Genomic DNA, 15,133 nt, shown 5'->3' on the forward strand with positions numbered 1-15,133 from the left:
TTAACAAAGCAATCCTACAATCGGCGCCGCTTGCCTAACTTTGATAAGGATTACTTTTTGAAACTCAAGAAAACCTACGCTGCAACAATCGTTTATCTGCTGTGCTGCGGTGCTCAGGCCGCCGATACTGCGTTAAATACCCCTCATCTACAGGGCATGGATAACTTTCGTGATGTGGCCGGGACCACAACGGCTTACGCCACCGCCAACGACGGCGTTATGCGTCAGGGTGTGTTTTACAGATCCAATGCAGTCACGCCGACTCCGTCTGACCTGGCCGTGCTGGACACGCTGAATATCACCAGCGTTGTGGATTTACGGACGCCAGCAGAGATTGCTACCACGTCGGATACGTTACCCTCCGGTGCCAGATACGTTAACGTCGACCTGATTGGCAACTCTGGCAGCACCAGCAGCATTACCAGCTCGCTCGCTGGCCTGACTCCCGCTGGCGTCAACACCATGATGGAGGACGGCGAGCGGAGTTTCGTTACCAGCAGCTACGCCCGCCAGGGGCTGAACGAGGTATTCCGTGAACTTGCCGAGGCGGACGGCGTGGCGCTGTTCCACTGCACGGCGGGCAAAGACCGCACGGGCTGGACGGCAGCCATTCTACAATCCATCGCGGGCGTTGGCTCCGCCGACATCATGCAGAACTATCTGGCGACCAACGAGTACACCGCCGCCAGAATTAACGCGACCGTCGCTGCACTTCCTCCCTCAATGGCCGAAACCTACCGCACGCTGATGGGCGTACAGGCCAGCTGGCTGCAGGCAGGGTTCGATCAGATCCTGATCAGCTATGGCACCGTCGATAATTATCTTAAAGAGGGTCTGGGCCTGGATCAGGCAACCATTTACGTTCTGCGGGCGAAGATGGTTCACTACGCGCAGCTGCCCCGCCAGCAGAATTTCACGGGCAACGCCGCGGCGGGCGCAGCGTTTCTGAACGCTCTACAGGACTCCCCGCTCTCCGGACGCTACACCGCTTACAACTACTACCTGCAATCGGCGATTGACGGCGGTTCGCTTGGCGGCATGGAAAAACGCATCGGCGGGCAGGTTTATGCCGACGCGGCGAGCTATCTTTTGCGCGCGCCTTCGCAGATTAACGACAAATTATCGCCGTGGATTGCGGGCAACACATTAACCGTTGGCTCGGCCTCCGTCTGGATGACCGGAATGGACAGCTACCTGGGTACCGATGGCAACAGCGCCCGGAGCAGCAGCAACGAACATTCCGCCGGGGCCATCGTGGGCAGCACCTGGCGGGCAAACGAGCAGATCTCTGTTAACGGCGGCATCGGTTATAGCTACGGGACGATAAGCAGCAATGCCGACGAGGTAAAAACAAATTCGACGTTCGTCACCCTTGGCGGACGTTATGCCCTCCGCTCTTTGCAGGACGGGCCGTACGGTACCTTACAGGGCACGGCGGGCTACGTAGATTACGGCAGCGAGCGCCGTCCCGGCGGCGGTTTTGACGCCGCGCGTGGCGACAGCAGCGGACAGTTTTACAGCGCGCGGGCAGGCCTTGGCTGGTTTGTTCCCGGCATCGTGACGTTTGACCCGAGTTTTGGCGTACAGCTCACGCATCTGCATCTCAAGGGCGTGCAGGAAACAAACAGCGAAGTGGCGCTGGACGTGGACGGCACAAACGAGACGCAAACCAGCCTGGTCGGCAATCTGGATATCCACCTGAAGCCGTTCACGCCGGGTAGCTGGGCGCTGACGCCGGGCATTAACTTCGGTTACGAACGACTGCTGGATGACGCGCAGATAACCTCCCACGCTTCGCTGTACGGCATCAATGTGGATCAGGTTTCAGCGTATAACAGCAAAAATCTCTACAAAACGGGCATTAATCTCAGCGCGACCACGGGAAATCTGACGCTGGCCGCGGGGGCAAATGTGCTGGCGGCGGATAATAGCAGCACCGGATTTAACGGCACGCTGACGGCCAGCTACGCCTTTTAATTTTTCACAACAGCTTCTGACCAGTACAGAACGCCCGCTTCGCTGCAAAAAACAGCAAAACCCGGTCTTTTTACCGGGCTTTGTTTATAAAAAAAGCAAAACGACCTGACATATTTTGGGAAGCTCCGCAGAGTGCGATACACTTTGGCTATCACCTTTGAAAACTCAAAAACTTATGCGTGGAATAATCCCCTCTCTCTTACTGGTTCTGAGCTGCCTCAGCGGCGTGGCGCTCGCAGCGACGCCTGACCAGAAGCCCGACGACATTCGCAAGAGTGGGTTTGTCTATTGCGTTAATGGCCAGGTCAACACCTTTAATCCGCAGATGACAAGCGGCGGCCTGACCGTCGACACGCTTGCCGCACAGCTGTTCGACCGCCTGCTGGACGTTGATCCTTACACTTACCGACTGGTGCCGGAGCTGGCGCAAAGCTGGGAAGTGCTGGATAACGGCGCGACCTACCGTTTCCACCTGCGCCCGAACGTGCAGTTCCAGACTACGCCGTGGTTTAAACCCACCCGTGCCCTGAACGCCGATGATGTGGTGTTCAGCTTCCAGCGTATCTTTAACCGCAAGCATCCGTGGCACAACATCAACGGCGGGAATTATCCTTATTTCGATAGCCTCCAGTTCCCGGATTCGGTGAAAAGCGTCCACAAGCTGGATAACAACACCGTTGAGTTTAAGCTCGAGAAGCCAGACGCCTCGTTCCTGTGGCATATGGCGACCCACTACGCCTCGGTAATGTCGGCAGAATATGCGGCACAGCTCGAAAAAATCGATCGTCAGGAGCTGATGGACCGCCAACCGGTCGGCACCGGTCCGTTCCAGCTTAGCGAATACCGTGCCGGGCAGTACGTTCGCCTGGCCCGTAACCCTAAGTTCTGGCGCGGCGTGCCGCTGATGCCGCAGGTGGTGCTTGATTTAGGCTCCGGCGGCACCGGGCGCCTGTCCAAACTGCTGACCGGCGAATGCGATGTGCTGGCCTATCCTGCCGCCAGTCAGCTAACGATTCTGCGTGACGACCCGCGCCTGCGCCTGACGCTGCGTCCGGGCATGAATATTGCCTATCTTGCTTTCAACACGAATAAAGCACCGCTGAACAACCCGGAAGTTCGCCATGCTCTCGCGCTGGCTATTAATAACCAGCGTCTGATGCAGTCCATTTATTACGGTACGGCTGAAACCGCCGCGTCTATTCTGCCCCGCGCCTCATGGGCCTACGACAGCGACGCGAAAATTACCGAATACAATCCTGAAAAGGCGCGTCAGCGCCTGAAAGCGCTGGGGATCAGCAATCTTGAACTGCGCCTGTGGGTGCCGACCAGCTCCCAGGCCTGGAATCCAAGCCCGCTGAAAACCGCTGAACTCATTCAGGCGGACATGGCGCAGATTGGCGTAAAGGTGGTGATCGTGCCCGTCGAGGGGCGTTTCCAGGAAGCGCGCCTGATGGACATGAACCACGATCTGACCCTCGCCGGCTGGGCAACGGACAGCAACGATCCGGACAGCTTTTTCCGTCCGATGCTGAGCTGTGCCGCTATCCGCTCACAGACCAACTATGCTCGCTGGTGTAACCCTGAGTTTGATACCGTGCTGCAAAAGGCACTTGCCACCCAGCAGCTCGCGTCCCGCATCGAAGCCTACGACGAAGCCCAAAATATTCTGGCAAGAGATTTGCCGGTGCTCCCGCTGGCCTCTTCATTGCGCCTGCAGGCCTATCGTTATGATATTAAAGGTCTTGTGCTAAGCCCGTTTGGTAACGCGTCCTTTGCTGGGGTCTCCCGCGAAGACGTAGAGGTGAAAAAACCATGATCATCTTCACCCTAAGACGTTTGCTGCTGTTGCTCATCACGCTGCTGTTCCTGGCAATAGTCAGCTTCAGCCTGAGCTATTTCACTCCTCACGCGCCACTTCAGGGGGCTTCCCTTTGGAACGCCTGGGTATTCTGGTTTGAGAGCTTGCTGCACTGGGATTTTGGCGTTTCAAGCATTAACGGACAGTCCATCAATGAACAGCTGCGAGATGTCTTCCCGGCGACCATGGAACTCTGCATCCTGGCTTTTGGCTTGGCGCTGCTGATTGGCATTCCAGTGGGCATGCTGGCGGGTATTACCCGCTTCAGATGGCAGGACAAGCTTATCAGCGCGCTGGCGCTGGTCGGCTTTTCGATCCCGGTCTTCTGGTTTGCCCTGCTGCTGACGCTCTTCTTCTCCCTGACGCTTGGCTGGCTGCCGGTTTCAGGCCGCTTTGATCTACTCTATGAAGTAAAATCCGTAACCGGCTTTGCGCTGGTTGACGCCTGGCTTTCCGACTCGCCCTATCGCGAAGAGATGATCATAAGCGCCCTGCGCCATATGGTGCTGCCTGTCGTAGCGCTGGCCGTAGCGCCAACGACCGAAGTCATTCGCCTGATGCGTCTCAGCACCATAGAAGTTTTCGACCAGAACTATATTCGCGCTGCCGCTACGCGCGGTTTATCGCGCCTGACAATTTTACACCGCCACGTGCTGCATAACGCCCTTCCGCCGGTGATCCCCCGTCTGGGCCTCCAGTTTTCGACCATGCTGACGCTGGCGATGATCACTGAAGTGGTGTTCAGTTGGCCAGGACTTGGCCGCTGGCTTATCAACGCCATTCGCCAGCAGGACTATGCGGCGATCTCTGCCGGAGTGATGGTGGTTGGCTCGCTGGTCATCATCGTGAACGTGATTTCCGATATTTTGGGTGCAATGGCAAACCCACTGAAACATAAGGAATGGTATGCCTTACGATAGCGTCTATCGCGAGAAACGGCCGCCGAGTACGCTGCGCCTGACCTGGGGCAAATTCTACGGCGATACCCCGGCGATGATTGGCCTGTACGGCTGCGGCGCGCTGGTCTTGCTGTGCGTGTTTGGCGGACTGTTTGCACCCTATGGGCTGGATCAACAGTTCCTTGGCTATCAGCTGCTGCCACCGTCATGGTCGCGCTACGGGGAAGTCTCCTTCTTCCTTGGGACGGATGATCTGGGCCGCGATGTTTTAAGCCGCCTGCTCAGCGGCGCGGCCCCGACCGTGGGCGGTGCGTTCGTGGTGACTTTTGCTGCTACAATTTTTGGCGTGGTGCTCGGCGTCTTTGCAGGTGCAACCCACGGGCTGCGCTCTGCGGTGCTAAATCACATTCTGGACACGCTGCTGTCTATACCGTCGCTGCTGCTGGCCATTATTGTAGTGGCCTTTGCCGGTCCGCATCTTATCCATGCCATGTTCGCCGTCTGGCTGGCGCTGTTGCCACGCATGGTACGTTCGGTCTACAGCTCGGTGCATGACGAACTGGAAAAAGAGTATGTCGTTGCCGCTCGCCTGGACGGGGCGTCAACGCTGAATATTTTGTGGTTCGCGGTGATGCCCAATACCGCTGCGACGCTGGTCACGGAAGTGACCCGTGCACTGTCGATGGCGATTCTGGACATTGCCGCGCTGGGCTTTCTTGATCTCGGTGCCCAGCTTCCCTCTCCAGAGTGGGGAGCCATGCTGGGCGATGCGCTGGAGCTGATCTATGTTGCGCCCTGGACCGTAATGCTGCCGGGAGCGGCGATTATGGTTAGCGTCCTGCTGGTCAATCTGCTGGGCGATGGGCTGCGCCGTGCGATTAACGCGGGGGTGCAATAATGCCGCTACTTGATATCCGCAATCTGACGATTGAATTTATGACCTCCGACGGCTGGGTGAAGGCCGTTGACCGCGTAAGCATGACGCTCAATGAAGGCGAAATCCGTGGTCTGGTGGGGGAATCGGGATCGGGGAAAAGCCTGATCGCCAAAGCAATCTGCGGCGTGACCAAAGATAACTGGCGCATTTCGGCCGACCGTATGCGCTTCGATGACATAGACCTGCTTCGTCTGTCGGCGCGAGAGCGCCGCCGTCTGGTGGGCCATAACGTGTCGATGATTTTCCAGGAGCCCCAGTCCTGTCTCGACCCGTCCGAAAAAGTGGGCCTGCAGCTCACGCAGAACATTCCCGGCTGGACCTATAAAGGCCGCTGGTGGAAGCGTTTTGGCTGGCGCAAGCGTCGTGCTATTGAGCTTCTGCACCGCGTGGGCATTAAAGATCACAAAGACGCGATGCGCAGCTATCCCTATGAGCTGACCGACGGCGAATGCCAGAAGGTGATGATCGCCATTGCGCTTGCAAACCAGCCGCGCCTGCTGATTGCGGATGAGCCGACCAACGCCATGGAGCCGACGACCCAATCGCAGATTTTTAAGCTGCTCACCAGGCTTAACCAGTATAACAACACGACGATTTTGCTTATCAGCCACGACCTGCAGATGCTCAGCAAGTGGGCGGATAAAATCAACGTCATGTACTGCGGCCAGACGGTAGAGAGCGCCACCAGCGAAGACCTGATTGCTACGCCGCACCACCCTTATACCCAGGCGCTGATCAGGGCCATTCCGGACTTTGGCAGCTCAATGCCGCACAAAAGCCGCCTGAATACCATGCCCGGCGCTATCCCGCTGCTGGAGCATCTGCCCATCGGCTGCCGCTTAGGGCCACGTTGTCCTTACGCCCAGCGTAAATGCATTGAAACACCGCGCCTTGACGGGCCAAAAACGCATCTGTACGCCTGTCACTTCCCGCTGAATATGGAGAGTCAGTAATGGTTGAAACGCTGCTCGAAGTGCGTAATTTAAGTAAGACGTTTCGCTACCGCACTGGCCTGTTCCGCCGCCAGCACGTGGAAGCGGTCAAGCCGCTGAGCTTTACCCTGCGCGAAAGACAAACGCTGGCGATTATTGGCGAGAACGGTTCAGGGAAATCGACGCTGGCGAAAATGCTGGTGGGCATGATTGAACCCACCGGCGGCGAGCTGGTGATTGACGATCATCCGCTGCACTACGGGGACTACACTTACCGCAGCCAGCATATCCGCATGATTTTCCAGGATCCCAGCACATCCCTGAACCCGCGCCAGCGTATATCGCAAATCCTCGATTTTCCGCTGCGGCTGAATACCGATATGGAGCCTGAGGCGCGGCATAAGCAAATCGTCGAGACGCTGCGTCTGGTCGGACTGCTGCCGGACCATGCCAGCTACTATCCGCACATGCTGGCGCCGGGGCAGAAACAGCGTCTGGGCCTGGCCCGCGCGCTAATCCTGCGTCCGAAGGTCATCATCGCCGACCAGGCGCTGGCCTCGCTGGATATGTCGATGCGCTCGCAGCTAATCAACCTGATGCTTGAGCTGCAGGAAAAACAGGGTATCGCCTATGTCTATGTAACCCAGCATATCGGCATGATGAAGCACATCAGCGACCAGCTGCTGGTGATGCATCAGGGCGAAGTGGTTGAGCGTGGCGCAACCGCCGACGTGCTGGCCTCTCCGCTTCACGACCTGACAAAACGCCTGATCGCCAGCCACTTCGGCGAAGCGCTGACGGCGGATGCGTGGCGGAAAGACCGCTAACCCGGTGGATGACGCTGGCGCTTATCCACCCTACAACATCAACCGTATTCGTAGTTTGTGGTTTGTAGTTTATAGACCGGATAAGCGCAGCACAGCTGTTCAGACCTCTGGCGAGGCGTTAACCACTCGCCCCGCCGTGGAAAAATAACGTGACACATCCCGGCGTCAGTGGGATATAATTTCGGTTTCGTGTTGAATAATTGTGACCAGCAATCAGTAACATCATGATGCTAAAGTCATAAATTTGCAGAAACTATAAGGATTCAAAGCTATGGGTTTTCTTACCGGTAAACGCATTCTGATCACTGGCCTCGCCAGCAAACTTTCCATCGCTTACGGTATCGCTCAGGCGATGCACCGCGAAGGCGCCGAGCTGGCTTTCACCTATCAAAACGACAAACTGAAAGGCCGTGTTGAAGGTTTCGCTGCTGAGCTGGGCTCAAACATCGTGCTGCCGTGCGACGTGGCAGAAGATGAAAGCATCGATGCGCTGTTTACCGAACTGGCGAAAAGCTGGCCTAAATTTGACGGCTTCGTGCACTCCATCGGCTTCGCTCCTGCGGATCAGCTGGACGGCGACTACGTCAACGCTGTAACCCGTGACGGCTTCAAAATCGCCCACGACATCAGCGCCTATAGCTTCGTTGCCATGGCAAAAGTTTGCCGTGAAATGCTGAACCCGGGTTCTGCGCTGCTTACTCTGTCCTACCTGGGCGCAGAGCGTGCTATCCCTAACTACAACGTGATGGGCCTGGCGAAAGCTTCTCTGGAAGCTAACGTGCGCTACATGGCGAACGCAATGGGTCCAGAAGGCGTGCGTGTTAACGCCATCTCTGCGGGTCCAATCCGTACTCTGGCAGCAAGCGGCATCAAAGACTTCCGTAAAATGCTGGCCCACTGCGAAGCGGTTACCCCAATTCGTCGTACCGTGACCATCGAAGACGTAGGTAACTCTGCTGCCTTCCTGTGCTCCGACCTGTCTGCCGGTATCTCCGGTGAAGTGGTCCACGTTGACGGCGGCTTCAGTATCGCCGCAATGAACGAGCTGGAACTGAAATAAGTTTTGACTATGGGGTGGACCCATGTCCGCCCCATACTTTTCTACATATCCCCCTCCACGCACCTCTCCATATAGCAAACTGATATTTGTTATCACCGATCATTCTTTTGTCACTTTCCACGCTTACGCCAGGATAAAGCAGCGAACCAGGCCCCCTTCTTTCCGGCAGGCCTGTTAACTCTTTGACCAAGGAACGACCATGGAACAACGCCAAATTTTGGGCAAAAACCACTGGTATCATGAAACCCAGTCAAGTCTCTGCCCGGCGGATGCGCTGCCGTTAGTTCCCGAAGCCGCCCACGCCGATCGTTTTTTACTCGACCTGACGCTAAGTCCTCAACAGCTCGCCGAAGAACACTCGTGGATTAACGCGGCCCGTACCGCAGGCCAGACGCTGCTGCCTGAAAACGTCACCGTGACTCGCCTGCACACGCTGAGCAGCTATGACAGGTTGAGCACCGCGTTAACCGTGGCTCAGGTGTGCGGTGTGCAGCGGATGTGCAACCACTATGCCGCTCGTCTTGCTCCTCAGCCCGGGCCTGACTCCTCCCGCGAAAGCAATCAGCGTCTGACGCAAATTACCCAGTACGCTCGCCAGCTCGCCAGCCAGCCAACGCTCATCGACAGCACGTCCCGGACCCATTTAGATGAGGTAGGCCTGTCCGTCGACGACATGGTGACCTTCAACCAGCTCATCGGGTTTATTGGCTTCCAGGCACGCGCTATCGCCGTCTGGCAGGCGCTTCAGGGTCTGCCCGTACGCTGGCTGCCCGGTCTGGATACGCTGCAGGACGCGGCTGTGGAGCTGTTCAGCGCGGAAGGTGCCGACTGGGCTGCAGATTTACCCCCCGTCGAGCTGCGCTACGCCCAGGCAGAGCAGCTTGAGGCAGTGAGCGTCAGCCAGCCGCTTGGCCCGCTACAGGGCATGCACTGGCTGCTGGCCCACGATGCGCATGCCCTTAACGGCTTAAGCCAGCTGATTCGCCTGCTCTGGCAGCCCGCCCCGGGTCAGAGCGGTGAACAGAAGCTGGTCATGATGCTGACGGCGAGGATCAACGGCAGCCCTGCCTGCTTTGCTCAGGCTGCACAACAGTGGGGCGAAGAGAACGGTTTGCCGGAGGCTATGCGCAACGGCGAGCGCGCGCTCCAGGCATGGAGCCATAACCACCCACGTGAACGGGCTGTCATTCAGGCCGTGCAGCTGTTGACGCGCGCACCGGACAGATTCAGCGCCGCCCATATCCAGCCCTTGTTCGATCATGGTTTTACCCCTTCTCAGGTTCTGAGGCTGCTGGTCAGCGCCGGTCTGTTTGGCTGGGTAAACCGCCTAAAAATCGGTCTCGGCACCCTCGTCCAGCCCAGCCGCCTGGGGTGATTTCACGGTAAACATCACTTGCTGCCAGGGGCGGATTCGCGTAAAACTGTCAGCCGCTCTTTTGGCCACGAAAACTAAATAATATGTTTCAGGATAACCCGCTGCTCGCGCAGCTAAAACAGCAACTGCATTCCCAGACTCCACGCGTTGAAGGCGTGGTAAAAGGTACTGAAAAAGGCTTTGGCTTCCTCGAAGTCGACTCCCAGAAAAGCTACTTTATTCCGCCGCCGCAGATGAAAAAAGTGATGCACGGCGACCGGGTCAGCGCAGTGATCCATTCGGATAAAGACCGGGAGTCCGCGGAGCCAGAAGAGCTTATCGAGCCGTTTCTCACCCGCTTCGTTGGCCGCGTCCAGCGTAAAGACGACCGCCTGTCCATCGTACCGGACCATCCTCTGTTAAAAGACGCGATTCAGTGTCGGGCTGACCGTAACGTTACGCATGATTTCCAGAACGGCGACTGGGCCGTGGCGGAAATGAAACGCCACCCTCTGAAAGGCGACCGCGGCTTCTACGCCGAGCTGACCCAGTACATTACCTTCGGCGACGATCATCTCGCACCGTGGTGGGTCACCCTTTCCCGTCATAATCTTGAGCGTGAAGCGCCGGACGGCGCGGCGACCGAGATGCTGGACGATGGACTGGTGCGTGAAGATTTGACCGCGCTTAACTTTGTCACTATCGACAGCGCCAGCACCGAAGATATGGACGATGCGCTGTATGTCCAAGAACTGGCAGACGGCAGGCTTCAGCTGACCGTTGCCATCGCCGATCCGACCGCGTGGATAGCCGAAGGCAGCATGCTGGACAATATCGCCAAAGTGCGTGCGTTCACCAATTACCTGCCGGGTTTTAATATTCCGATGCTGCCGCGTGAGCTGTCAGACGACCTCTGCTCTCTGCGCGCCAACGTCACCCGCCCCGTCGTCGCCTGCCGCATGACGATCGAACAGGATGGCGCTATTGCCAGCGACATTCACTTCTTTGCCGCCACCATCGAGTCGAAGGCCAAACTGGTTTATGACGAAGTGTCCGACTGGCTGGAAGGCAAAGGCGAATGGCAGCCGCAGAATGACGAAATAGCCCAACAAATTCGCCTGCTGCAGCGTATCTGCTTAAGCCGCGGCGAATGGCGCCACAACCATGCGCTGGTCTTTAAGGACCGCCCTGACTACCGCTTCGTGCTGGGTGAGAAAGGCGAAGTGCTGGATATCGTCTCTGAGCCACGCCGTATCGCTAACCGCATCGTTGAAGAAGCGATGATTGCCGCGAACGTCTGCGCCGCCGTTGTGCTGCGCGACAGGCTCGGCTTCGGTATTTACAATGTGCATACCGGCTTCGATCCGGCCAACACCGAGCAGCTGGCAACCATGCTGGCAGGGCACGGTCTGACCGTCGACGCGCAGGAAGTACTCACGCTGGACGGCTTCTGCAAGCTGCGCCGCGAGCTGGACGCCCAGCCGACAGGCTTCCTCGACAGCCGCATCCGCCGCTACCAGTCCTTCGCTGAAATCAGCACCGAGCCTGGCCCGCACTTCGGCCTTGGCCTGGAAGCCTATGCGACCTGGACCTCACCGATCCGTAAATACGGCGACATGATTAACCACCGCCTGCTAAAGGCGATTATCAAAGGTGAAACCATCGACCGCCCTGCCGCTGAAGCCACCGTCCAGATGGCCGAGCGTCGCCGCCTGAACCGTATGGCCGAGCGCGACGTTGGCGACTGGCTGTACGCCCGCTTCCTGAAGGACAAGGCTGGCACGGACACCCGTTTCGCCGCCGAAATCATTGATGTCAGCCGCGGCGGTATGCGCGTGCGCCTGGTGGACAACGGGGCCGTGGCATTTATTCCTGCCCCGTTCATACACGCCGTGCGTGATGAAATGGTTTGCAGCCAGGAGCAGGGTACCGTCCAGATCAAAGGCGAAGTGGCTTTCAAAGTGACTGACGTTATCGACGTAACCATCGCCGAAGTGCGCATGGAAACCCGCAGCGTGATCGCCCGTCCCGCCGTTTAGTTTTTCATAACGACGCACAAAGGCTGAATGAATATTCAGCCTTTTTCTTTTCTGACGCCCTCGCCTCCCTTTATTTCATGCTCAAAAAGCCGCTGTTTTTTTATCCGACATTGAATATATCATTGCTTTAATTATAATTTCACCTGTAAATTAATAAGCTATTATCGGTGCTTTTTATCACCCTCACGCCCACATGACGCCAGAAAATATGCACCTTCGTACTATTTTTCTGACGGTTAACGCAATTCTCATTTTTTTAACGGCTATCGCACGCCTGACATTGGCTATATGTTGCTAATATAAATACTAAACTGACGCGCCATGCATCTGTTCAGGAGAAAGCATGAAAGACGAGATGGAGCAGAACCTGCTTTACCGTTATTTAGGGACAACCAGTCCATACTGGCGATTGCTTCTGGACAGCAATGCTCTGCAACTTGCCGCTCATGAACAAGCCGATACCAGCCAGGTTGTGGCGTTGACACCGGAGCAGGCAGATGATATTCGCCGCATGACCGTCATCACCTCAAGCATCACCATGTCCATCTCACTGTTCGGTGCTGAAGTGCCCGTCCACCTTGTAGGGCGGAAGGTCTCAAAGCGTGAATGGGCGGGCACGGCCTCCGCCTGGCACGACACCCCTTCCGTCGCCCGCGACCTGGCCCAGGGCCTCTCTTTCGCAGAGCAGGTTGTTTCCGAAGCTAACTCAGTTATCGTCATTCTGGACCGCCAGGGCAATATCCAGCGCTTTAATCGCCTCAGCGAAGAGTACACCGGGCTGAAAGAGCAGGAGGTTATCGGCCAGAACGTGTTTAAGCTGTTTATGAGCCGCAGCGAAGCCGCCGCCTCGAGGCGCAATATCAGCGGCTTTTTCCGCAATGGTAACTCCTACGAAGTGGAGCGCTGGATCAAAACCCGCAAGGGCCAGCGGCTATTTCTCTTCCGCAATAAATTCGTGCACAGCGGCAGCGGCAAAAACGAAATCTATCTGATTTGTTCCGGCACCGACATTACCGAAGAACGCCGGGCTCAGGAACGTCTGCGCGTGCTGGCCAACACGGATACAATCACCGGCCTGCCCAACAGAAATGCCATTCACGATTTGATCAGCTCCGCGATAGAAAACCGCGGCGCGGGCCAGGTAGGCGTTGTCTATCTGGATCTCGATAACTTTAAGAAAGTGAACGATGCCTACGGCCATATGTTTGGCGATCAGCTTCTGCAGGCCGTATCGCTGGCAATATTAAGCTGCCTTGAAGAAGGGCAGGTACTGGCAAGACTGGGGGGCGATGAGTTTATCGTGCTGGCGTCCGACACATCCCAGGCAACGCTTGAGGCGATGTCCTCGCGCATTCTTACGCGACTCAAAACCCCCTTCCGCATCGGCCTGATTGAGGTCTATACCGGCTGTTCGCTGGGCATTTCTCTTGCTCCGCAGCACGGTGATGATCGCGAAAGCCTGATCCGAAATGCCGATACGGCAATGTATACGGCGAAAGAGAGCGGACGCGGTAAATTCTGCGTCTTTTCGCCGGATATGAACCAGCGCGTCTTTGAGTATCTCTGGCTGGACACCAATCTGCGTAAGGCGCTGGAAAAAGACCAGCTCGTTATTCACTACCAGCCAAAAATGACCTGGCGTGGGGAAGTCCGCAGCCTTGAGGCGCTCGTACGCTGGCAGTCCCCAGAGCGCGGTTTGATTCCCCCGCTCGACTTTATTTCCTACGCCGAGGAGTCCGGCCTGATTGTGCCGCTGGGCCGCTGGGTAATGCTGAGCGTGGTGCAACAGGTCGCAAAGTGGCGTGACAAAGGCATTAACCTGCGCGTGGCGGTGAACGTCTCCGCCCGCCAGCTGGCTGACCAGACCATATTCAGCGATCTGAAGCAGGCGCTGAAGGATCTGAATTTTGAATACTGCCCGATAGACGTAGAGCTGACGGAGAGTTGCCTGATTGAAAACGAGGAGCTGGCGCTGTCGGTGATCCAGCAGTTCAGCAAACTCGGCGCGCAGGTTCACCTGGACGACTTCGGTACCGGTTACTCCTCCCTTTCGCAGCTCGCCCGCTTCCCGATTGACGCGATCAAACTCGACCAGGCATTTGTGCGGGATATTCACAAGCAGTCCGTTTCGCAGTCGCTGGTTCGTGCCATCGTTGCCGTGGCCCAGGCGCTGAATCTTCAGGTGATTGCCGAAGGCGTGGAGAGCCAAAAAGAAGATTCGTTCCTGACGAAAAACGGCGTCAACGAACGGCAGGGTTATCTCTTTGCTAAGCCAATGCCCGCCGCCGCCTTTGAACGCTGGTTTAAACGTTATCAGGCGCGGACGGCACGCTGACTCTTTGAACGGTAGAGGATCCCTGCAGCTTAGCCCGGCAATTTATTATTAAACAATTCCAGGCTTGTCATACGTAGCCTATAGGTCAATATATCTGGAGAAATTGTTATTTACCCTTCGCCAGCGCCGCTGGCGTTCCCCTGTATTTACCTTCAGAATGGGCGCAACGATGATAAAGAAGCTCAGGCATAAAGGCTTTCATACTTACGTAAAAGATGGCGATCGCAAGTTCATTGAAATATTTGATGACATATTGACATGCAATTTAAAATCCATCAGCGTTACCAAAGTATTCAAAAGTGAGTCGCATACCCACGTTTCACTTTTGAATACTCAACACGGCCCGTACGTCATGAAAATTTACGCGCCGGGAACTAAACTGATAGAACGCTTCATAAAATCTCTGTTTACGGCAAGTTATAACGTCAATCTTATCAAAAAAATCGACTATGCCCGAAACTGTGGGTTTCATTTTCCTAACGACTTTTTTTTACTGGCAGAGCGACGCTTTATTAACTTTGCCAAAGTTTCCATAATGCTGTTTGAGTATATTCCGGGCAAAGAATTGTCGAAACTCCCGGTTATTACCCGTGATATGAAGAACGAACTAAAGACTGCAGTTCAGAAGATGCATGAGTTGGAAATTATCTCAGGTGACGCGCACAAAGATAATTTTATCATGAGTGACGAAGGTATTAGAATTATCGACCTGTGTGGCAAACCGTATAATAAAAAGCGCGCCGTCGAAGATAATTTAACCATGAATCTGAGAATAGGCGTCCCGTTTGAAGCTACGGGAATATGGCAGAAAGTGATAGTGGCAAAAAAGATGCGCCGCGATAATAAACTGAAAGTTCGAAAAGGCAACCCTGAAATAAATCAGGTAGCCTGAGGAATACGCCGCAGGTAAAAAAA

The 15,133-nt window shown here is 56.0% G+C and carries 11 protein-coding genes; all 11 read left to right on the plus strand.

All coding sequences use genetic code 11. From position 1 onward, the window contains the following. Positions 1 to 57: 57 nt before the first annotated feature. The 11 genes from ACA108_11485 (at position 58) to ACA108_11535 (ending at position 15,110) form a co-directional block, all read left to right on the plus strand. Positions 58 to 1,977 carry a tyrosine-protein phosphatase gene (locus ACA108_11485; GenBank protein ID XEX94047.1) on the plus strand — a complete coding sequence of 640 codons (1,920 nt, stop codon included), beginning with the start codon at positions 58 to 60 and terminating at the stop codon, positions 1,975 to 1,977. Positions 1,978 to 2,152: 175 nt separating this feature from the next. Beyond that, positions 2,153 to 3,793, plus strand: a complete 1,641-nt coding sequence (sapA, locus tag ACA108_11490) for an ABC transporter substrate-binding protein SapA (protein ID XEX94048.1) — start codon at positions 2,153 to 2,155, stop codon at positions 3,791 to 3,793. Then, positions 3,790 to 4,755, plus strand: a complete 966-nt coding sequence (gene sapB, locus ACA108_11495; protein ID XEX94049.1) for a putrescine export ABC transporter permease SapB — start codon at positions 3,790 to 3,792, stop codon at positions 4,753 to 4,755. The genes sapA and sapB overlap by 4 nt, the downstream gene beginning before the upstream one ends. Further along, complete coding sequence (gene sapC / locus ACA108_11500; protein ID XEX94050.1) at positions 4,742 to 5,632, plus strand: putrescine export ABC transporter permease SapC; 891 nt, start codon at positions 4,742 to 4,744, stop codon at positions 5,630 to 5,632. Before sapB ends, sapC begins: the two co-directional genes overlap by 14 nt. Then, a complete protein-coding gene (sapD, locus tag ACA108_11505; protein XEX94051.1) occupies positions 5,632 to 6,624 on the plus strand; it encodes a putrescine export ABC transporter ATP-binding protein SapD in 993 nt (330 codons plus the stop codon). Before sapC ends, sapD begins: the two co-directional genes overlap by 1 nt. Next, positions 6,624 to 7,430: a putrescine export ABC transporter ATP-binding protein SapF gene (gene sapF, locus ACA108_11510; GenBank protein XEX94052.1), complete on the plus strand. Its 807-nt coding sequence runs from the start codon at positions 6,624 to 6,626 to the stop codon at positions 7,428 to 7,430. Before sapD ends, sapF begins: the two co-directional genes overlap by 1 nt. 271 nt (positions 7,431 to 7,701) lie before the next feature. Next, positions 7,702 to 8,490, plus strand: a complete 789-nt coding sequence (fabI, locus tag ACA108_11515; protein ID XEX94053.1) for an enoyl-ACP reductase FabI — start codon at positions 7,702 to 7,704, stop codon at positions 8,488 to 8,490. A 199-nt stretch (positions 8,491 to 8,689) separates the two neighbouring features. Then, entirely contained in the window at positions 8,690 to 9,865 is a 1,176-nt protein-coding gene (locus ACA108_11520) for a CMD domain-containing protein (protein ID XEX94054.1), read from the plus strand. An 83-nt stretch (positions 9,866 to 9,948) separates the two neighbouring features. Further along, on the plus strand, positions 9,949 to 11,883 hold the full coding sequence (locus ACA108_11525; protein ID XEX94055.1) for an exoribonuclease II: 1,935 nt from the start codon (positions 9,949 to 9,951) through the stop codon (positions 11,881 to 11,883). A gap of 343 nt (positions 11,884 to 12,226) precedes the next feature. Beyond that, positions 12,227 to 14,218, plus strand: a complete 1,992-nt coding sequence (gene pdeR / locus ACA108_11530; GenBank protein XEX94056.1) for a cyclic di-GMP phosphodiesterase — start codon at positions 12,227 to 12,229, stop codon at positions 14,216 to 14,218. A gap of 103 nt (positions 14,219 to 14,321) precedes the next feature. Next, the gene (locus ACA108_11535) at positions 14,322 to 15,110 is read left to right on the plus strand and encodes a lipopolysaccharide core heptose(II) kinase RfaY (protein ID XEX94057.1); all 789 of its coding nucleotides are present in this window, start codon (positions 14,322 to 14,324) and stop codon (positions 15,108 to 15,110) included. Positions 15,111 to 15,133 lie beyond the last annotated feature (23 nt).

The organism is Dryocola sp. LX212 (assembly GCA_041504365.1).
In the GTDB taxonomy this organism is placed as follows: domain Bacteria; phylum Pseudomonadota; class Gammaproteobacteria; order Enterobacterales; family Enterobacteriaceae; genus Dryocola.

Bases quoted from the DNA above. Each gene is read 5' to 3' on its own strand.
- sapA (XEX94048.1), top strand. From the start codon at position 2,153: ATGCGTGGAATAATCCCCTCTCTCTTACTGGTTCTGAGCTGCCTCAGC.
- sapB (XEX94049.1), top strand. From the start codon at position 3,790: ATGATCATCTTCACCCTAAGACGTTTGCTGCTGTTGCTCATCACGCTG.
- sapC (XEX94050.1), top strand. From the start codon at position 4,742: ATGCCTTACGATAGCGTCTATCGCGAGAAACGGCCGCCGAGTACGCTG.
- sapD (XEX94051.1), top strand. From the start codon at position 5,632: ATGCCGCTACTTGATATCCGCAATCTGACGATTGAATTTATGACCTCC.
- sapF (XEX94052.1), top strand. From the start codon at position 6,624: ATGGTTGAAACGCTGCTCGAAGTGCGTAATTTAAGTAAGACGTTTCGC.
- fabI (XEX94053.1), top strand. From the start codon at position 7,702: ATGGGTTTTCTTACCGGTAAACGCATTCTGATCACTGGCCTCGCCAGC.
- ACA108_11520 (XEX94054.1), top strand. From the start codon at position 8,690: ATGGAACAACGCCAAATTTTGGGCAAAAACCACTGGTATCATGAAACC.
- ACA108_11525 (XEX94055.1), top strand. From the start codon at position 9,949: ATGTTTCAGGATAACCCGCTGCTCGCGCAGCTAAAACAGCAACTGCAT.
- pdeR (XEX94056.1), top strand. From the start codon at position 12,227: ATGAAAGACGAGATGGAGCAGAACCTGCTTTACCGTTATTTAGGGACA.